Genomic DNA, 19,164 nt, shown 5'->3' with positions numbered 1-19,164 from the left:
ACCCCGATCGCACGGGGCGAGGGGTGCGGGAGCACGCTACTCGAAGGCGCGACTCCGTTACTCGAAGTCGGGCTCCCGCTTCTCCAAGAACGCCGCCATCCCCTCGCGCTGGTCGTGGGTGCCGAACAGTCCGGACCACGCCCGGCGCTCCAAGGCGAGCCCGCCGGCCTGCGTCCCGTCGCGGGCGGCGTTGAGCGCCTCCTTCGCCGCGCGCATCGCGAACGCGGGCTTCGCGGCCAGCTCCCGCGACAGCTCGTCGATCCGGTCGTCGAACGCGTCGTCGGCGACGACCTCGCCGACGAGACCGATGTCGGCCGCCTCGCTCGCGTCGATCCGCTCGCCGAGGAAGACGAGTCGCTTCGCGGTCTCGTCGCCGACCAGCCGCGAGAGCCGCTGGGTCCCGCCCCAACCGGGGATGATCCCGAGATCGATCTCGGTCTGTCCGATCACGGCGCTCTCGGCAGCCACCCGGAGGTCACAGGCTAGCGCGAGCTCGGAGCCACCGCCGAACGCGTGGCCGTCGATCGCCGCGACCGTCGGCGCGGGGAACGACTCGATCGCGTCCGCGACGCGGTGACCGAGTTCGGCGTACGCCTGCGCTTCCGGCGTCGACAGTTCGACCATGTAGGAGATGTCGGCGCCCGCGACGAACGCCTCGTCGCCCGCGCCGGCGAACACAAGCGCACGAGCGCCTGCCGCTTCGGCGTCCGCCAGTGCCTCCTCGATCGCTTCGAGGGTGTCGACAGTGAGGGCGTTGAGCTGCTCCGGGCGGTCGACGGTGATCGTCGCCACGTCGCTGTCGTCGTCGATGTCGAGGTCGATCGTGTCCCACGTCATACCGACCCCTCGGGTGCCGGCGTGAAAGTCGTTCGGCAGGCGGAACCGGTCGTGTGCGATTCGTAGAACCCTACTTGGGGGTTGCGCCCGTGTATGTGACTATGGCACGTCACCTTCGGTTTACTCCGTTCCACCTCGCAGGTGCACTGTTCCTGCTCGCCGGTCTCGTATTGGCTGTCTATCACGGCCTCGAGCAGTTCAATCTCGTCCCGCGACTCGGCTGGGTTTCGTGGAGCCACATCCACTTCGTGACGGTCGGTGGCTTCACGCAGCTCCTGTTCGGAATGCTCCCCCAGCTCACGGCTCGGAAACTCGATCGCCCGTTGCCCTCGAAGCACTACGACTGGCTGAATTTCATCGGATTGAACGGTGGGTTTCTCCTCCTGTGGTACGGTCGCGGGTGGGGTCACACGTGGGCGTTTGATGGCGGACTCATCGCGATCTGGCTGCTCGTTGCCGGATTGCTGGTGGTGATGCTGCGGATGGTCATGCAAAGCGATCGCGCGTGGAACGCGACGACCGGGCTGTACCTGGTGTCGCTCTTCGTGTTCCTATGGGGGATCACGTACGCGTACGGGCTGTTTGCCCACGTTTGGCAGGTTCCCGGCGGCTGGCTCGGCTTACGCGAAGCCCACGTCCACGCCAACGCGTGGGGCTTTCTCGGACTCGCCGCCATCGGCACGCTCTACGACCTCTTCCCGCGCCTGCTCGGTACCGATCTCTACAGTGAGAGGTTACGAGACTACTCGGCGTGGTTCTTCGTCGCCGGTATCTTTCCGCTGATCACCGGCCCCTGGATCGGGATGGGCCGGACAGTCACGGCGACCGGGCTGGTCCTCTTCGCGACGGGGTTCGTACTGTACCTGTACAACCTCGTCCAGACGTATCGGTCGACAGACTCCCGGTCGGGTATCGCGCTGTCGGTCCTCGTAGCGCAGTTCTGGATGCTCGGGCCGGCGGGGTTCGCACCGTTCGTGCTGTTCGGCGTCGAGTGGGTGGATCCGGCGTATATCGAAGACGGCGCGCTCCACTTCTTCTTCGTGGGGTGGGCGCTCCCGATCGCCCTCGCCGGACTCTTACTCTACTTCCGGAACCTCCCTTCCCTACGCGAAGGGGGGTTGGGGGGCAGTATCTCCGTTGATGCGACCGATCTCCTCCCAGATGGAGTCATTCCGTCGGTGATATCGACATGGATGGTCTGGGTGTGGAACATCGCAATCTTGGTCGTTGGCGTCGGCTTCTTCTATCAGGATCTGTCGTGGTCGGCGTACCTCTTCGGCCCCGGATACACCGCCCTCGTCATCCTGTGGTTCTATGAACTGGCACAGGCGTTCCGCTTGCGTTGGGCCCTCCAGACTGATTCCGAGACGACTACCGACACGAGGGTCTGAGAACTGTATCATTTCTTTATAAACACAGATGTCTGGCGGGCGAGAGCGATCATCTCTTCAGTAACTGCAGAGAGAAACCCATTATACAGAGTAATTAAGACCCTTCTGGAGCGGAACCGGGGCGGAACTGGGCGGGGCGAGCCGTCAGATCTCCTCGCGGCTGTCGATCTCGCTGTAGATATACCACGCCGTGGTGTACGCACCGATGAAAAGCAGGTAGCCGACCACGAGCCCGACGAGCTGGCGGGAGCCGAGCCCGTCCGGTAGCGTCCGCGAGAGGATCCCCAGCGCCACGGCGAACACGACGAGCGAGAACAGACCCGAGAGGGCGTACACGCCCAAATCGGAGGTGAGACGATCGCGCACGCCCCCACCAACGGCGTCGACTTATAAACTCCCGTCGGTCGCGGCGAGGTGGGGTGGTCGCGCGGCGGGTCGTCGGTCACAGGCGCGCCGCCGATCCCTCCGGCCGGTCGGTTGCGCGGATTGCAACCCCTATATGCCCTCGGCCATACGGTCGCGTATGAACGGGAACCGGTTCGGTCGGCTCTTCCAGGTGACGACGTACGGCGAGAGCCACGGCGAGGCGATGGGTGTGACGGTCTCGGGCGTGCCCGCCGGCGTCGAGCTCGACGAGGAGGCGATCCAAGCACAGCTTGACCGGCGCAAGCCGGGCCAGTCGATGATCACCACCTCCCGGGGCGAGCCCGACGAGGTCGTCGTCAACTCCGGCGTACAGGACGGCTACACCACCGGAACGCCGATCGGAATGGTGATCCAGAACAAGGACGCGCGCTCGGGGAAGTACGAGCCGTACGTCACCGCGCCGCGCCCATCGCACGGCGATTACACCTACTCCGCGAAGTTCGGCACGCGCAACTGGGGCGGCGGCGGGCGCTCCTCCGCCCGGGAGACGGTGAACTGGGTCGCGGCCGGCGCGGTCGCCGAGCAGGTGCTCGACGCCTCCGAGTACGACGTGGAGATCAAAGCCCACGTGAACCAGATCGGCGACGTCGAGGCCGACGACGTGAGCTTCGAGCAGATACTCGACCACAGCGAGGAGAACGACGTGCGCTGTGCCGACCCCGAGGCGGCCGCCGAGATGCAGGAGCTGATTGAACGGTATCAGGAGGCGGGCGACTCCATCGGCGGCTCCATCTACTTCGAGTGCCGCGGCGTCCCCCGCGGGCTCGGCGCCCCGCGCTTCGACGGCTTCCCGTCCCGGCTCGGGCAGGCGATGTTCTCGATCCCGGCGACCACGGGCGTCGAGTTCGGACTCGGCAAAGACGCCGTGAACGTGACCGGGAGCGAGCGCAACGAGGACTGGACATTTGACGACGGCGAGTCGTTCGACCATGTCGAAAGCGAGGAGGGCGATCCGGTCCCCGTCGGGAACGACCACGGCGGGCTCCAGGGCGGGATCACGACCGGTGAGCCCATTTACGGCGAGGCGACGTGGCACGCGCCCACCTCGATCCCGAAAAAGCAGCGCTCCGCCGACTGGGAGACGGGCGAGGAGAAGGACGTGCAGGTCGTCGGCCGGCACGACCCCGTCCTCCCGCCGCGGGCCGTCCCCGTCGTCGAGGCGATGCTGTACTGCACCGTCCTCGACTTCATGTTGCTCGCCGGCCGGATCAACCCCGACCGCGTCGACGGCAACCCGGGCCAGTACGACACCGACTACCACCCGAGCAGCCCCGACAACGATTGACATCCTCCCCGCGCTGAAGCGCGAGGCTTTCTCCTTGATTCTCCGTAACGGACGACGGTCGTCCGGTTCGTATCCTTACTCCTCCGGCGACCACTCGCAGGCGTCACCCGCGGTCAGGTCGTTCTCGTCGACGTACGCCGAGAGGCACGCGTAGTTACAGAAGAAGACGGGCGAGCCGCAGCTATCGTCGCAGTCGCGCACGCAGATCGGATCGTGCTCGAAGATCCGCGAGCCGCAGTAGGCGCAGGTCTGGTCGGGATCGGGCGTAGAGACTGTCGTGGACATGTCCAGAGGCAAGGCGGGCCGCACTGAAAAGGCGTTGCGGTCCTGCGCGAATCACACCACGACGACCGCGAGCATCGCGACCCCATTCTTAAATACCGTCTCCCCAGAGACGCGCCGTTCGGCTCACGCCTCAGCGATCCCGCGGAGGTCCCGCCCGTAGGTGACGACGGCGACCGCGAGCGTCGCGAGTGCGCCGACCGGGATCACGGCGAGCCACCCGGACGTGGTTCCGACGCCGAACCGGGTCGCGACGCCGACGGAGACCCACAGACTCGCGGCCGCGGCGAGCGTGAGGAGCCCGCCGGTAACGCGCCGGTCCTCACGCCCGAACGCGACCCCTGCTGTCGCGCTGGCCGCCGCAAACAGGTGGAAGCCGATCGCGAGCGGCCACGCCCGGATCGAGGCCGGGAGTGCCCCGAACGGCCGGGGCTGGTCGAGGAAGTACGCCCAGACGGGGTAGCCGTCGACGATCCCCGAACTGGACGCACTCACGAATCCCCAGAGGCTCACAACCGTGAGGTCGTCGCCGGAGATAACGGCCACCGGAACCGCGAGAAGAGCGACGACGAGGAGCCAGCCGAACAGACGAGAGATGTGTTTAACCGGCTCTGATCGAGAACTCGTCGTCTCCGATCCCAACCCCTCGGACATGTGGTCGCCTCGGAGGGCCGCGGGTAAGTATCGTCCGGAGGGTGTCCGACGGCGACATCAACGCCCGGAGTGATCAAGTGCCGGAAAGATCTCATCTACGAGAGGCTCACCTGGTAGCCGGTTTTTCTCGGTTCTCTCCCTCCCGATTTATATATCCCGAGAGAGACATTCGGGTATGGCGGCCCTCCAAGCCCTCCGTCCGGCGGTTAGTGGCGTCGTTCGAAACCCAATCGTACTGCTCATCACGGCGCTTTTCGGGGGTTTTCAGCTCCCGAACCTGCTCGTGCAGTCGACCAGCCCGGTACTCGCGTCGGCGATCTCGCTCGTCACGTTCGGTGTGATGATCCTCGTCCTCCCGTTCTTCCAGGGCGGCCTGCTCGGCATGGCCGACGAGGCGATCGCCGGCGAGGCTCGTCTCGGGACGCTGGTCGCGGTCGGGAAGGCGAACTACGTCCCGCTGCTGTTGGGCTACTTCGTCCTCCTCGCGGTGAACATGATCTTTGGATTTCTCGCGTTCATGGGCGCGATCATCGTGATCATCGGCGGGTCGATCGCAGGAATGGGCGGCGGGGTGGGCACCGGAATGGGCGGCGGCGCCGGCACCGGCGTCGACGCGCCGGTCGTCGGCTTCGACCCCACGCTGCTCGCGGTCGTGGGTGTTGTCGCGGTCGGACTCGTTCTGGCGTATCTCCTCGTCACCTTTTTCGTCCAGTTTTACGCCCACGCCGTCGTTCTCGACGGGAGCGAGCTCGTCGACGGGTTCCGCCGGAGCGCGGGGCTCGTCCGCTCGAACCTCCTCAGCGTGTTCGGGTACACAGTTCTGCTCCTGGTCGGCAGTCTGCTCGTGGGTACCCTCGCTGCCGCGGCGTCGTTCGTCGTCGGGCCGCAACCGCCGGGAAGCCCGATCGCCGAGCTGGTTCCGTTTGACCCCTCGACCGGCGTCGTCGTCGTGGGTGCGATCGGCTACGTCCTCCTGACCGGAATGGCCGGTGCGTTCTACGCGACGTACTCGGTCGCGTTCTACCGGCGGATCAGCGGGACCGTCGCGAACTGACGCGACCGCGATCTCGCCTCGCGAGACCGACTTTTTAAGCGATCGGCGGTCGAACCCGGCAGTCGAACACGCAATGTGGCCCTCCATCGCCGCCGCCCTTCGGTCCGTCCCGCCGTTCGATCGGCTCGCTCGCGTCGATCAACAGCAGTGGCTCCGAATCCGGATCGCGGTCGCCACCGGGCTGGTGATCGCCCTCCCGTTCGCGTTCGCGTACACGTTCGTCTTCCTGATCAACACCATCGGACTCCCCCTCTTGGAGTGGGCGAGCGAGCGCCCCTACACCGGGGAGTTCTACGTCGACCCCGTCGTCCTCGCGGTCGTCGTGCTCGGCGGGCTGGCGGTGCAGTACCGGTACGGCCCGCGGACCGTGGTGCGCTCCGTCGGCGGGCGTCGCGTCTCCGCGGACGAGTACCCGGAACTCCACGCCGCGGTCACCCGGCTAGCGGCCCAGACCGACGTGCCGAAGCCCGACGTGGCGGTCGCGCGGACGGACCTCCCGAACGCTTTCGCGGTCGGCCGACGAGAGAGCGGCACCGTCGTGGTCACGACCGCGCTGTTGGAGACGCTCGACGACGACGAGCGCGACGCGGTGTTGGCCCACGAGCTTGCACACCTCAAAAACCGGGACGCGAGCCTGATGACGGTTGCGTGGGTGTTGCCGACGGTCACCTACTACCTCGCGGCGCTCGCGTTCTACGTGCTGTACGGCCTGTTCAAACTCCTCAGCTTCGGCGGCGGATCGGGCGGCGACCGCGACGGGCGAGCGCTCGCGGTCGGGATCGTCGTGATCACCGTAAGCGCGCTCGTCACGCTCACCGTCTCGGCGATGTTCTGGTGCGGAAGCGTCCTGATCCACCGCGTACTCTCGCGATACCGCGAGTACGCGGCCGACCGCGCGGCCGCCGAGATCACCGGGTCGCCGGCGGCGCTCGCGAGCGCGCTCGACGCCCTCGACGAGTCGATGCCGGAGGTGCCCGACCGCGATCTCCGCGAGTTCGACGGCGGCGCGGAGGCGCTGTACGTCGCGCCCTTAGAGAGCCGCGCGTTCGGCGACAAGGAACTCGTGAGTACCGACGTGTTCCCGGAGACGCACCCGCCGACGCGCGAGCGGATCGAGCGGCTCCGCGAGCTGGCGGGTGAGACCGCGTGACCGAGCGGAGTCCGGGGGGATCCCCCACCCGCCGACGGTTACTCGCGGCGGCGGCGACCGCGGGCGCGGGCGCGCTCGCCGGCTGCGGCTACCGTCCCGGCGGCGGCGACCTCGCGTGGGAGTCGTCGATTCGGACCAACGGGCTCCTCGGACCCGGAACGACGCGGTTCGCGGTCACAGCGGACCGCCTGTTCGCCGTCCGGAACCAGTCCGGACGCACGTACGACTTCGAGACCGAGACGTGGCGAAACGTGGAGAACGCGACCGTGAGCGCGGTCGACGGGACGGGGGCGACCCGACTCGCCGCGGAGACGGAGCGGCAGGCGGTCGCTCCGCCGGCCGTTACCGAGCGTTCGGTGTTCGTCCCTGTGGAAGGGGGACGAGCCACCGCGATCGACCGCGACGCGGCGGGGATCGACCCCGACGCGCGGGAGACGACCGCCGGGACCGAAGGCGACGAGACCGAGTCGGGAGACGAGATCCGCTGGCAGGTCAATGTCGTCGTAACGGGCGAATCGAGCGAGTCCGACGAGTCAAGCAAATCGGGCGAGTCGAGCGGGTCGGGCGGGACGGAAGCGCCGCCAGCGGTCGACGGGATCCGCGCGGGCGATCGGCTGGTCGCCGCGGTCGCGGGATCGGAACTGGTCGCCCTCGACGCCGAGACGGGCGAACGAGCCTTTAGCGTCACCGAGGCGTGGCCGGATGGCGGGGACGGCGCCGCCGACCGCGTCGCGGTCGACGGCGAAGGCGTGTGGGTCGCGGTCGAAAGCGAAGGTGAGGGCGAAGTCGACGGGGGCTCAGAGGAACCGGTGGCTACTCTCGTCCGGTTCGGCCCGTCCGGTGAGCGCCGCGCGGAGCGGTCGGTCTCAGTGGATGTCGACTGGCTCGTCGCGGTCGACGAGACGCTCGTCGTCGGGAGCGCCGCGGGGGGAACGGTGAGGGGGTTCGACGCGGATCTCGACCGACGGTTCGCGCTGTCGGTACCGACGCCGAGCGATCGTCCGCCGGTCGTCGAAGTGGCCGACGGGGCTGGCGGGCCCGACGGGAACGGCCCTACGCGACGGATCTACCTCCGTCGGGGCGGAGCGGTCAGGGCGCTCGACACCGGCGACGGAGAGGTCGCGTGGAAGCGGACCGACGTGCCGACTCACCGGCGGCCCGCCGTCGACGCCGACGGGCTCTACGCGGTCCGATCGCGAGCGGTCCTCGCCGTCGGCGCCGACGGCGAAGACCGCTGGCGGGCGCCGCTCCCCGAGAGCGTCACCGTCGACGAACTGTTCGCGGTCGGGGGTCACGTGATCGTCGTCGACGGCGGGGAGCTGTACGGGCTCCGCGCGACGCCGGGCGAGCGGTGGTCGCTGGTCGGGTAGGTCCGACGACGTGCCGCTTGCCCGCCGTTCGAGGGTGGCGAGACTGGTCTCGCTGGTGTCTAACAGCGTCGCGAGAACGACGCGCCGTGTGCGACTCTCGAGTGCGTCCATCATCGAGTCGATGGCGTCCGAAGAGACGGCGCGTCCCTCGATAGCATCGATGCGCGCCTCCCGAAACGACGACTCGCCCCAGTGGGTCATCGTGTACTCCACCCACTGGCCGTGCATCTCGACGAGGGCCTTCTCTTTGTCGTTGATCGGGTCGTCACGGGCGGCGGTGTCCGCGAAACAGAGCGTCCCGTAGAGTTCGTCGTCGACCGAGATGGTGGTCCCCAGATAGCTTTCGAACCCGAACGTCTCGTACGCCGGATCGCCTTCCCACCCTTCAGCGGAGGCATCACTGACGGCCAGCGTCCCTTCCGGGTCTGTGATGGTTTCCCGACAGTAGGTGTCGGAGAGCGGGACGGTGGTGTCCGATCTGAGGCTCTCGTGGGAGCCGTAGACGATGTCGAAGCACTCCGTCTCGTTTTCGAGATCGATACGCGACAGAAACGCGTAATGCAGGTCGAACTCGTCGGTTTCGGTTTCGAACAGCTGTTCGAGGCGGAGTCGTGGTTCGATATCGGGGACCAACAACGTTCGCCACAGCCGCTGAAAATAAGACCACCCCTCGTTCCCTTTCGACGTACAGATGCTGTGTGGCATTGAGTGAACCAGCCGCCGTGGTGGGTGGCGCGCTCTTCCCGATCGCTTGGATCCTGAACTATATTCTCAATTAACATATAGCTATGGAACGCTTGGCACCCTCCCCGCCCTACCGGCGGAACTCTCTCCTTGCACTTCCGTGACTGGCGCTCAGAGACTCGCTCTGCGGGTGCTTCGTCTGTTAAAAAACGGCGGTGCGGCTGCGCGAGACGGCCAGTTACGCGCCTAGGAGACTATCGCCGTCGAAGTCGCCGTCGTGTTCGACATCCATCAGATCGAGGATCGTCGGGGTCACGTCGAAGAGATTCGAGCCCTCGATGTCGAGGTCGGAGTCGGTCGAGTACAGCAGCGAATTCTCGAACTTGTGCATCCCGTTACGTGGTCCTTCGGTGAAGACGGACTTCTTCCCGCCGAAGCCGGACTTCAGGTCGAAGCCGTCCGCGGGGATGACCACGAGGTCGGGCGCGATCTCGTCGTGGTCGCCGTCGAAGACGGTCTCGCCGTCCACGATCCGCTTGCACACCTGCCGGCCGTCGGGGCCGGTGAGCGATTCGAGGTCGGTGCGGAGCTCCTCGCGGACCGCCTCGTACTCCGATTCGGGGACGACACCCTCCGGCTCGCGACCCTCCAGATTGAGGTAAAAGCGGCCGGGGATGAGCGAGTACGCCCGGGCCTCGTCGTCGATGTCGGCAAGCGAGTCGTGGTCGTCGCCGTCGTACGAGAGCCACCCCTCGTCGGCGAGGAACTGGTTGCAGTTCACCTCCCACACCAACTCGGTGAAGCCGTGGTCGGAGGCGACGATCAGGGTCGTGTCGTCGTCGAGCGCGTCGCGGATCTCACCGATATACCCGTCGAGGGTCCGGTAGAAGTCGAGGAAGTCGTCCTTGTACTCGCCGTCGTTCGCGTAGTCGCCGAACAGGAAGTGGTTGACCCGGTCGGTGCTCATGAAGACGCCGAAGAAGAGGTCCCAGTCGTCCTGATCGAGGTAGTGAGTGAACACGTCGTGGCGGGCGTCGAGCGTCGCGTGCGCGTTCTCGATGAACTCGGTCTTGTCGTCGTCGTGTCCGAGCTTCGCGTTCACATCGATCCGGTAGTCGTGGTCCTCGAGGACCTGTCGGACCGAGTCGTCGCTCGAGGCCGCATCGATTGAGGGTGAGAGGAACCCGGAGACCTGCCGCTGGATCCGGCTCGACGGCGGGAACGTGACGGGAACGTTGAGTACGGTCGCGTCGCGGCCGTCGTCGGTGACGCGGTCCCACAGCCGCGTCGCCGACACGTGTTTCCCCATCGGGACGTACGTCTCGTAGGAGTCGATCTCGCGGTCCTGGAAGCCGTACACGCCGGTCGAGCCGGGATTTTTCCCCGTCGTGAGACTCGGCCAGCACGCGCTCGACTCGGGGGGTACGATGCTCTCTAGTCGACCCGCCGACCCCGTCTCGGCGATGTCGGTCAGGTTCTCGAAGACATCGGGGTGATTCTGAACCAGGTCGTACGGTACACCGTCGATACCGAGGAAGACCACGCGCTCGTCGTCGTCGCCGCGCAGTCGATCGAACAGTCCCATAGTTGTGGGGTGACTTCGGGCCGACATATCCCTTGTGTTCTGACAAGTAACAACATACCACACAGTTCGCGGCGAGTTCCGCCGCAGTCTACCGTTCGCGGCGAGCCCGGCCGCAATTCGCGCGCGTTGGCAAGCCCCGACGATGCAGAAAGCCTATTTTCCTTCGCGGAGACATATCTGGCGTATGACCGACAACTTCCCGGCGAGCGTCGACGTCGACTACACCGACGGCGAGGGCGAGGATCCGGCGGACTACCCGTCGCTGCAACACAAAATCGAGAAGGCGATCGAGGTCACGCGTCAAGGGTTAGAGCAGTACGACAACCCGGCCGTGATGTGGACGGGCGGGAAAGACTCCACGCTGACGCTGTACTTCATCAACCAGGTCGCCGAGAAGTTCGGCTACGAGAAGCCGACCGCCGTCTTCATCGACCACTTCCAGCACTTCGACGACATCACCGACTTCGTCGAGCACTGGGCCGACGAGTGGGACATCGACCTCGTGTACGCCCGCAACGAGGACGTGGGCGCGTACGTCGAGGAACACGGTCTCGAACCCGGCGACGACATCCCGGTCTCGGCGCTGAACGAGCAGAACCAGCACCACATCCGCGACATCCTCGAGTACGAGGAGGACACCTTCCCCTTCCTGCTCGACACCTACGTCGGGAATCACCTGCTGAAGACCGTCGCGCTCAACAACGCCCTCGAAGAGTACGACATCGACGGCGTCATCTCCGGTGTCCGCTGGGACGAACAGGAGGCGCGTGCCGACGAGACGTTCTTCTCGCCGCGTCACGATCCCGACCTGTTCCCGCCGCACGACCGTATTCAACCCATCCTGCAGTTCGCCGAGGCCGACGTGTGGGAGGCGTTCTGGAACTACGTCGTCCCCGACACGGTCGAGGCGTTCCCGGATGAAGGGTACGTCCCGCAGGCCGACGACGACCTCCCCGAGGGCGTCGCGCAGGAGGACGTGCCGATATCGCCGAAGTACTTCGCCGGGTTCCGCTCGCTCGGCAGCGAAGTCAGTACGGAGAAAACGACCGAGGAGCCCGCGTGGCTCCAGGACCTCGAAGACACGACCGAGCGCGCGGGCCGCGCCCAGGACAAGGAAGACCTGATGGAGCGCCTGCGCGACCTCGGCTACATGTAAACCGGCGCGAGCCCTCGAACGCTTCTTTCGGGTTGGGGTTCGCACTCCGCGTCTGCTTCTCGCTCAGGCTTCTCCTCAGCGTCGGGTATCTGACGCCTCGCCGACCGACACGGTGAAGCCGACGTCGCGGAGTCGCTCCGCGAGCGGCAGACCGATCCCCGACGCCGGCGTCAGCACGCCGCCGTCGAGCGGCGAGTCGACGTCGCCGGTCGCCAGACACACCGCCGCCTCGCCGAGCATCCGCGCGGTCGCCCCGTAGCCCGGGTCCCGATCGGCGCCGAACTCGACCTCGACGGTGAACGGCCCGTCCGCGGCCGTGCCCCGCCCGAGCACGCGAATCGAGAAGTGCCCGGCCTCGGCCTCCTCTCTCGTCGGTCCCTCGCCGGGGTCCGGGAAGACGTACCGACGGAGCGCCGAGCGCACCGGTCCGACGGACATGGCGGCCGTGAACGCACCGAGTCCGACGGCAACGAGACCGGCCGTGGCCGCCCCGGTGAGTCCGTCGCCGGTCGGCACGACCTCCGTACACCGGAACTCGCGGCCCCACGGGTACCCGAGGAGCGCGTTGCTCCGTCGTACCACTCGTTCGTTTACCGGTGCCATCGGCGAGGGAGCCGTCCACGCCGAGCGCAGGGAGTCCCTCCGCGGGCGTCGCTGCTCACCGGGATCGACACCGCTCCGCTCACCGGGCGGCGCCAGCGAGTACGGATTCCGGAGCGTCTGGCGGGCCAGTGGGTCGGTGGCGGCCGCCTCAAACACCTCGCCGAAACTCGCCAAGGTGCCCCCGCTGACACCGCCGCTCCCGCCTTCGAGGTAGATCCGAACCGTCTGACAGGGTGCGTCGAACGTCTCCACTGCGAACGACTGGGCGAGCAGCGTTCCGAGATCCGCAGGTACGGAGTCGAAACCGCAGCTGTGGACGATCCGAGCTTCGGCGTCGACCGCTGCCTCGTGGTACCGGTCGATGATCTCGCGCACCCAGTTTATCTCGCCGGTGAGGTCGCAGTAGTCCGTGCCGGCCTCGACGCAGGCGTCGACCAGCGGCGTTCCGTACGTCGTGTACGGACCGACGGTCGTACAGACGACCCGCGTGTCCCGGGCGATGGCGCGCAGACTTTCGGGATCAGTCGCGTCGCCCACGACGACGGGAACGTCGTCCCACGCGTCGCTGCGGCCGGTAAGGTCACTAACGAGTTGTTCGAGTCGCTCCGGGCTCCGCCCGCCGACAGCCAGCGAGAGGTCGTCCGGCGCGTACCGTTCGGTCAGGTACTCGGCCACGAAGCGTCCGGCGACGCCCGTTGCGCCCCACACCACGATGTCGTGTGTCCGATCGGCGTCGGTCATTGGTGTGTCGTCTACGGGGGCGACATCCTAAACCAGCGGGATCAGCGCACTTCGGAGGGAGGGTCGCCGCGTTCCGGTGCTGTCCCGCCGAGACTACACCTCCTCGGGAGCGCGCTCGGAGTACGGCTCACACACGAGTTCGACGCCCTCCTCGAAACCGATCTCGGGTTCCCAGCCGGTCGCCTCGTGGAACGTCGAGTAGTCCGCCATGGTGTCGTGGACGTAGCCGTCGAAGGGGCACTCGATGTACACCGGATCGATGTCGGTGCCGAGCGCGTCGTTGATCATGGCTACCATCTCGTTGAACGAGTAGGCTTCCTCGGTACCGACGTTGTACACGCCCGTTAGCTCGTGGTCGGCGGCGAGTTCGCAGGCACGCGCCACGTCCGAGACATGCGTGAAGTCGCGCGTCTGGCTGCCGTCGCCGAACAGCTCGGGGGCCTCGCCGTTCGCGATCGCGTCCGCGAACTGCGCAACCGTGTTCGCGTACTCGCCTTTGTGTTTCTCGTTGCCCCCAAATCCTTGGTAGACGGAAAAGAACCGGAGGCCGGCCATCGCCATGTCGTGATAATTGCCGTAGTACTCAGCGTAGCGCTCGCGGGCGAGCTTCGAGGCCTCGTAGGCGGTGCGCGCCTCGACATCCATGTCCACAGGGGAGGGCTCGGTGCGGTTCCCGTAGATCGAGGAGGTCGAGGCGTAGACGACGGTCTCGCACCCTTCCTGTCGAGCGCGCTCAACCGCGTTGACGAACCCCTCGACGTTGACGCGGCAGCCGCGCTGAGGGTCGTTCTCGTGCATGTTCCGCGAGGAGAGCGCGGCGAGGTGGAACAGAACGTCGACATCGGCGGGGAAGTCGTCGTCGATCACATCGGCCTCGACGAACTCCACGTTGTCGTCGAGATTCTCGGGCGTCCCGAGATAGGTGTCGTCGACGGCGATCACGTCGTTGTCGGCCGCGAGCCGGTTCGCGAGATTCGAGCCGATAAAGCCCGCGCCACCCGTCACGAGAACGCGCTGATCGTGCATGAGTGTGTGTACTCACGGCTGGGGAATTATCGCTTCGGTTTTATTCACCTCAAAAATTGTGAATTTACTCACCACGGAGAACGGTCTACGCGCTCACTGGTGCGCCGGTGCAACCAGTGACGGCGCTACCGATCGGTGCCGTATTATCTGCATTCAATACTACTTTGACTTTTGATAGAATTGCGGTTAACCGGAGTGGCATAATCGTTTGTCGACTCGACTGCAGTCAATAACAAGAGCAGCGGCGATCGATAGCGGGAGTGGGTGTTGCAGGCCGTCGGTAGCGATACAGTATTTAAATGGATATGAGCGAGAGCGACGATCACTTATAAATGGACGCGGCGGTGGCGCGTGCCGACGAGCGGCCGACAGGCCGCGAGGTGCACGCGCGAGGGAGATCGGTGGTCCGGAGCGAAGCGGAGGGCCACCGACGAGGCTGGGGCTTTGAAGGTGTTCACCGTGCTGTCTGAGACTTATAAATAGCCGACAGCAACACCACTCGATCACTTATAAACAACCGATCAACCAAATTGAGACACGTACTCCCGCTATCGATCAAGAGGCAGTCTTCACCGACCAGTCGTTCATTCACCTGCCTGTTTAACGAATCAAATTTCCACAGAGCCACCGACTGCAAAACATCGTCTTAACGCAAGAATTACGGAGTGAGATCACGGAGAAACACCACCTATAGAATTTATAAATAATCGTACAAAAATCTATAGCTATAAGATCTCAGTAACTTATTCGGTCCCAAGTTTCGCTCGCGTATACGGTTCGAGTCCGCCGCGATCGACGAGTGTCTGCAGGAATTCGGGTAGCGGGTCCGCGTCGTACCGCTCGTCCGCGGTGTGGTTGATGACGGCCCCTTCGTCGAGTCGGAGACTGATCTCGTCGCCGTCGTCGATCCGGTCGGCGTCCGGACAGATCAACACGGGGAGCCCGAGGTTGATCCCGTTCCGGAAGAAGATCCGGGCGAACGACTGCGCGACGATTCCGTCGATCCCCGCACCGAGTAGCGAGAGCGGGGCGTGCTCACGGGAGGAGCCGCTCCCGAAGTTGTGCCCGCCCACGACGAAGTCGCCGTCGGCGACGTTCGGAGCGAACTCCGGGCGGAGGTCGTTGAACGCGTGCTCGCCGAGTTCCGCCGGATCGCTGGAGACGAGGAACCGCGACGGGATGATCTGGTCGGTGTCGATGTCGTCGCCGAACGTCCACGCTCGGCCGGGCTCAGTCGTGTCGATATCGCGGCCCGCGTCGGCGTCGGTCACGCGCCCACCCCCTCGAGGACGTAGTCATCGTAGCGATTCAGTTCGACCTCCCGCGGGTCGGTGATCTCGCCGTACAGCGCCGACGCGCCCACCGTGGCGGGGCTGGCGAGATACACCTCGCTTTTCATCGACCCCTCTCGGCCCGGGAAGTTGCGGTTCGCCGTGGCGAGACAGACGTCGCCGTCGCCCAGCACGCCTTGGTGGGTCCCGAAGCAGGAACCACAGCCGGCGCTCTGAACGATCGCGCCCGCGTCGACGAACGTTTTCATGACGCCGGTGTTCATCATCTGTTTGTACACCGACCGCGAGGCCGGGACGACGACCATCCGCGTGTCCGGGGCGAGCTGCTCGCCCTCGATGATGTCCGCGACGATCCGGATGTCCTCGTACCGTCCGTTCGTACACGTCCCGACGAACAGCTGGTCGATCTCCGTGCCGACGACCTCGTCGACGGGGACCGCGTTCTCCGGGTTCGACGGCGTCGACACCTGCGGCGAGAGCGACTCGGCCTGATAGGTGTGGACCGCCTCGTAGTCGGCGTCGTCGTCCGGCTGGGTGTACGCCGGTATCTCGGGGCGCTCCCCGGTCTGTGCCTCAAGGAAGTCGAGGGTCCGCTCATCGGGCGGGACGATGCCGGCCTTTCCGCCCATCTCGATCGCCATGTTCGAGAGGACGAGCCGCTCGTGGATCGGCAGCGCCTCGACCGCCGAGCCGCCGTACTCGGCGGTCTTGTACGTGCAGCCGTCGAACCCCACGTCGCCGATGAACTTCAGGATGAGGTCCTTCGCGTACACGCCGTCGGGGAGGTCGCCTTCGACCTCGAACCGGAGCGTCTCCGGCACCCGGAACCACAGCTCGCCGGTCGCGAGCGTCGTCCCGAGGTCGGTGGAGCCGACGCCGGTGCCGAAGCCGCCGACGCCGCCGAAGGTGGTCGAGTGCGAGTCCGCACCGATCACCAGGTCGCCCGGGGAGACGAACCCCTCCTCGACGAGCACCTGGTGACAGATGCCGTCGCCCACGTCGTACTGCTGGGCGCCGTACGTGTCGGCGAACTCCCGGACGATGTTGTGGTTGTTCGCGGCCTCGACGCCGTCGGCCGGCGCGTGGTGGTCGATCGTGATGACGGTGTTGTCCGGATCGACGAGTTCGGGGTCGTCGCCCGTCACGTCCTCAAAGACCTCGAAGGTCAGTGGTCCCGTCACGTCGTGGGTCATCATCACGTCGACCTCGGCTTCCACGTAGTCGCCGGCCCGTACGTCGCGTCCCGATTTCTCCGACAGCAGCTTTTCCGAGATTGTTTTTCCAGTCATGCGTTGTCCTCCGCGACGGTCGCTAACACGCGGTCGACGGTCCCGCCCATCAGGACGTGGCTCGTCGCCCCGATATCGAGTCGGTCGGCGACCTCGTGAGCGACCGACTCGACGCGCTCGAAGTCCGCGTTCGTTTCAAGATCCATTCTGGTCAGCATTTGGACGAGGTCCTCCGTCGGGGTGTTCCCGACGCCGCCGAGCCCGTCCGGCAGGACGACGCCGCCGCCGAGCCCGCAGTGAGACGCGTCGAACCGGTCGACGCCGCACTGCATCGCGACGAGGGTGTTTGCGAGGCTCATCCCGTTCGTGTCGTGGAGGTGCAGCCCGGCATCCAGGTCCGGATGCCGGTCGAACACCGTCGTGTACATCTCCTCGATCTCGACCGGGTCGGCGAGCCCCATCGTCGTCGCGAGCGTCACCTCGTCGACGCCGGCGTCGACGACACGGTCGACGACCGACAGCGTGTCTTCCATGGGAATCCGCCCCTCGTACGGACAGTAGAAGCTCGTGCCCATCCCGGCCTCGACCTCGATGCCCGTTCCCTCGGCCATCTCGACGATCTCTTCGACCCCCGTCAGGATCTCCTCGACCGTCATGTTCTGGTTGTGCTCGCTGTACGTCTCGCTCACGGTCACCAAGGCGTTGACCTTGTCGACGCCGGCGTCGATCGCGCGCTCCATCCCGACCGCGTTCGGCACCAGCGCGCGGTACGTCACGTCGTCGTGCCGCTCGATGCGTTGGGCGACCTCGTCCGCGTCTCGCAGCGTCGGGACCGCCTTCGGGTGGGTGAAGGAAGTGATCTCGATCTCGTCGACTCCAGTCTCGGAGAGCGCGTCGATGATCTCGACTTTCTCGTCGGTCGGGACGAACTCATCGAGTCGCTGGAACCCGTCACGCGGGAGCATCTCGACGAGGGTCACGTCCGAGGGGTACTCGATCATATCACGCCCTCCGAGTCGAGCTCCGCAAGCGTCTCGTCGTCGTACGACAGGCGCTCGCCGTACACCGCCTCGTTGTGCGCGCCGAGCTGCGGACCGAGGTGGGTGATCTCCCCCGGCGTCTCCGAGAAGCGGGGCACGGTGTTCTGGACCGCACCGGCGCCGAGCTGGTCGTCCGGGACCTCCACGACCGCGTCGCGGGCCTGGTAGTGCTCGTCTGCGAGGATATCGGCGACGTTGTAGATCGGGGCGATCGTCGCCTCGTACTCCTCGAAACGGTCGATGACCGCCTCGCGGGTGTGGTCGTCCATCCAGTCTTGGATGGCCGCGTCGAGCGCCTCGACGTTCTCCAGCCGCTTTTCGTTGTCCGCGAAGCGGGGATCGTCTTTTAAATCTGGCCGCTCGATCGCGTCGAACACCCGCATCGCGATCGGCTGCGCGCTCGCCGAGATGGCGACCGCCCGTCCGTCGCCCGTCTGGTACACGTTCCGCGGCGCGGACGACGTCGAGCGGTTCCCCGACCGCGTTTCGATCTCGTCGAGCTGCTGGTAGCGGAGCGGCTGGGGACCGATGAGCGAGAAGATCGGCTCGATGAGGCTCGTGTCGATGTACTGGCCGGTCCCGCCGTTCGCGTCGCGGTTGTACAGCGCGAACGCGACCGCCATCGTGGAGAACATCGCTGCGATCCCGTCTGCCAGCCCGGTCGGCGGCAACAGCGGCTCCTGATCGGGGTAGCCGTTGAGGTACGCGAACCCCGACATCGCCTCGGCGAGTGTGCCGAATCCGGGGCGGTCGCTGTACGGGCCGGTCTGCCCGAACCCGCTCAGCCGGAGCATCACGAGCCCGGAGTTGAGATCGGAGAGGTGATCATAGCCGAGTCCCCACCGCTCTAAGGTGCCCGGGCGGAAGTTCTCGATGAGCGCGTCGGCCTCGGCGACGAGGTCCTCGAAGACGACTTTCCCCTCCTCGGTGGAGATGTCGAGGGTCACCGACTGCTTGTTGCGACCGAGGTACTTCCACCAGAGCCCGACGCCTTCTTTCTGGGGACCGAAGTGGCGCAGGTGGTCGCCGGTCTCCGGGTGTTCGACCTTGATCACGTCCGCGCCGAAGTCCGCGAGTAGGCGTCCGACCGTCCCGATCGAGATCATCGACCCGGCCTCGATCACGGTCACGCCGTCGAGGGGGCCGGCGGGGGAGTCATCGTCGGCCGACGCGTCGTCGGAAGCGGTCCCGCCGTCGGTGGCCGCGTCGCGACTCATAAGGGTCTCCCCGGTGTCTCGACACCGCCGTGGGCGGTGCGTGCTGTTCGTTCCGTTGCCGTTCGAGTGCTGTGTCCTGTCATTTCGGGTCTGTGTGTGGTCGTCGCGTGGTTCTGGACTGCGTCTGGTCCCCGCGTCCGGT

17 protein-coding genes and 1 pseudogene are annotated in these 19,164 nt (G+C 66.1%); 6 read left to right on the top strand and 12 right to left on the bottom strand.

The window, feature by feature from the left end:
• Positions 1-57 precede the first annotated feature (57 nt).
• Entirely contained in the window at positions 58-837 is a 780-nt protein-coding gene (locus tag HLAC_RS05525) for an enoyl-CoA hydratase/isomerase family protein (protein WP_015909858.1), read from the bottom strand.
• A gap of 101 nt (positions 838-938) precedes the next feature.
• Between HLAC_RS05525 and HLAC_RS05520 the strand changes: the two genes are divergently transcribed.
• Complete coding sequence (locus HLAC_RS05520; RefSeq protein WP_015909857.1) at positions 939-2,228, top strand: hypothetical protein; 1,290 nt, start codon at positions 939-941, stop codon at positions 2,226-2,228.
• A 144-nt stretch (positions 2,229-2,372) separates the two neighbouring features.
• Here HLAC_RS05520 and HLAC_RS05515 read toward each other — a convergent pair whose 3' ends face one another.
• Positions 2,373-2,594: a hypothetical protein gene (locus HLAC_RS05515; RefSeq protein WP_015909856.1), complete on the bottom strand. Its 222-nt coding sequence runs from the start codon at positions 2,592-2,594 to the stop codon at positions 2,373-2,375.
• Positions 2,595-2,751: 157 nt separating this feature from the next.
• On the opposite strand from HLAC_RS05515, the gene aroC reads away from it, so the two are divergent.
• On the top strand, positions 2,752-3,939 hold the full coding sequence (gene aroC / locus HLAC_RS05510; protein ID WP_015909855.1) for a chorismate synthase: 1,188 nt from the start codon (positions 2,752-2,754) through the stop codon (positions 3,937-3,939).
• Positions 3,940-4,014: 75 nt separating this feature from the next.
• Here aroC and HLAC_RS05505 read toward each other — a convergent pair whose 3' ends face one another.
• Both HLAC_RS05505 and HLAC_RS05500 read right to left on the bottom strand, forming a co-directional pair.
• Positions 4,015-4,224, bottom strand: a complete 210-nt coding sequence (locus HLAC_RS05505; RefSeq protein WP_015909854.1) for a hypothetical protein — start codon at positions 4,222-4,224, stop codon at positions 4,015-4,017.
• A gap of 123 nt (positions 4,225-4,347) precedes the next feature.
• Positions 4,348-4,875, bottom strand: coding sequence for a TIGR04206 family protein (locus HLAC_RS05500; RefSeq protein ID WP_015909853.1), 528 nt, complete (start codon positions 4,873-4,875; stop codon positions 4,348-4,350).
• Between the two features lie 175 nt (positions 4,876-5,050).
• Between HLAC_RS05500 and HLAC_RS05495 the strand changes: the two genes are divergently transcribed.
• The 3 genes from HLAC_RS05495 to HLAC_RS05485 all read left to right on the top strand — a co-directional run bounded on the left by HLAC_RS05495 (position 5,051) and on the right by HLAC_RS05485 (position 8,449).
• Positions 5,051-5,929: a DUF7847 domain-containing protein gene (locus HLAC_RS05495; RefSeq protein ID WP_015909852.1), complete on the top strand. Its 879-nt coding sequence runs from the start codon at positions 5,051-5,053 to the stop codon at positions 5,927-5,929.
• A gap of 73 nt (positions 5,930-6,002) precedes the next feature.
• Entirely contained in the window at positions 6,003-7,079 is a 1,077-nt protein-coding gene (locus HLAC_RS05490) for a M48 family metalloprotease (protein WP_015909851.1), read from the top strand.
• Positions 7,076-8,449, top strand: coding sequence for an outer membrane protein assembly factor BamB family protein (locus HLAC_RS05485; protein ID WP_015909850.1), 1,374 nt, complete (start codon positions 7,076-7,078; stop codon positions 8,447-8,449). Before HLAC_RS05490 ends, HLAC_RS05485 begins: the two co-directional genes overlap by 4 nt.
• Before the next feature lie 270 nt (positions 8,450-8,719).
• On the opposite strand, the pseudogene HLAC_RS19895 reads toward HLAC_RS05485, so the two are convergent.
• Together HLAC_RS19895 and HLAC_RS05475 are read right to left on the bottom strand one after the other, a co-directional pair.
• A pseudogene (locus tag HLAC_RS19895) lies at positions 8,720-9,154 on the bottom strand (hypothetical protein); the annotation flags it as partial.
• Positions 9,155-9,371: 217 nt separating this feature from the next.
• On the bottom strand, positions 9,372-10,718 hold the full coding sequence (locus HLAC_RS05475) for an alkaline phosphatase family protein (protein ID WP_015909849.1): 1,347 nt from the start codon (positions 10,716-10,718) through the stop codon (positions 9,372-9,374).
• Between the two features lie 184 nt (positions 10,719-10,902).
• On the opposite strand from HLAC_RS05475, the gene HLAC_RS05470 reads away from it, so the two are divergent.
• Entirely contained in the window at positions 10,903-11,874 is a 972-nt protein-coding gene (locus HLAC_RS05470; protein WP_015909848.1) for a phosphoadenosine phosphosulfate reductase family protein, read from the top strand.
• A gap of 75 nt (positions 11,875-11,949) precedes the next feature.
• Here HLAC_RS05470 and HLAC_RS05465 read toward each other — a convergent pair whose 3' ends face one another.
• The 6 genes from HLAC_RS05465 to HLAC_RS05440 form a co-directional block, all read right to left on the bottom strand.
• Entirely contained in the window at positions 11,950-13,218 is a 1,269-nt protein-coding gene (locus tag HLAC_RS05465; RefSeq protein ID WP_015909847.1) for a saccharopine dehydrogenase family protein, read from the bottom strand.
• A gap of 93 nt (positions 13,219-13,311) precedes the next feature.
• Positions 13,312-14,244 (bottom strand): NAD-dependent epimerase/dehydratase family protein, encoded by a 933-nt coding sequence (locus tag HLAC_RS05460; RefSeq protein ID WP_015909846.1) that lies wholly within the window; start codon positions 14,242-14,244, stop codon positions 13,312-13,314.
• Positions 14,245-14,987: 743 nt separating this feature from the next.
• On the bottom strand, positions 14,988-15,515 hold the full coding sequence (locus tag HLAC_RS05455; RefSeq protein WP_015909845.1) for a 3-isopropylmalate dehydratase small subunit: 528 nt from the start codon (positions 15,513-15,515) through the stop codon (positions 14,988-14,990).
• Positions 15,512-16,825, bottom strand: a complete 1,314-nt coding sequence (locus HLAC_RS05450) for a 3-isopropylmalate dehydratase large subunit (RefSeq protein ID WP_015909844.1) — start codon at positions 16,823-16,825, stop codon at positions 15,512-15,514. Before HLAC_RS05450 ends, HLAC_RS05455 begins: the two co-directional genes overlap by 4 nt.
• The gene (locus tag HLAC_RS05445) at positions 16,822-17,766 is read right to left on the bottom strand and encodes a hydroxymethylglutaryl-CoA lyase (protein WP_015909843.1); all 945 of its coding nucleotides are present in this window, start codon (positions 17,764-17,766) and stop codon (positions 16,822-16,824) included. The genes HLAC_RS05450 and HLAC_RS05445 overlap by 4 nt, the downstream gene beginning before the upstream one ends.
• On the bottom strand, positions 17,763-19,022 hold the full coding sequence (locus HLAC_RS05440) for a CaiB/BaiF CoA transferase family protein (RefSeq protein WP_015909842.1): 1,260 nt from the start codon (positions 19,020-19,022) through the stop codon (positions 17,763-17,765). The genes HLAC_RS05445 and HLAC_RS05440 overlap by 4 nt, the downstream gene beginning before the upstream one ends.
• Positions 19,023-19,164 lie beyond the last annotated feature (142 nt).

It is taken from the genome of Halorubrum lacusprofundi ATCC 49239, from assembly GCF_000022205.1.
GTDB classification, from domain to species: Archaea; Halobacteriota; Halobacteria; order Halobacteriales; family Haloferacaceae; genus Halorubrum; species Halorubrum lacusprofundi.
This window is presented reverse-complemented; position numbering and strand designations above follow the sequence as displayed.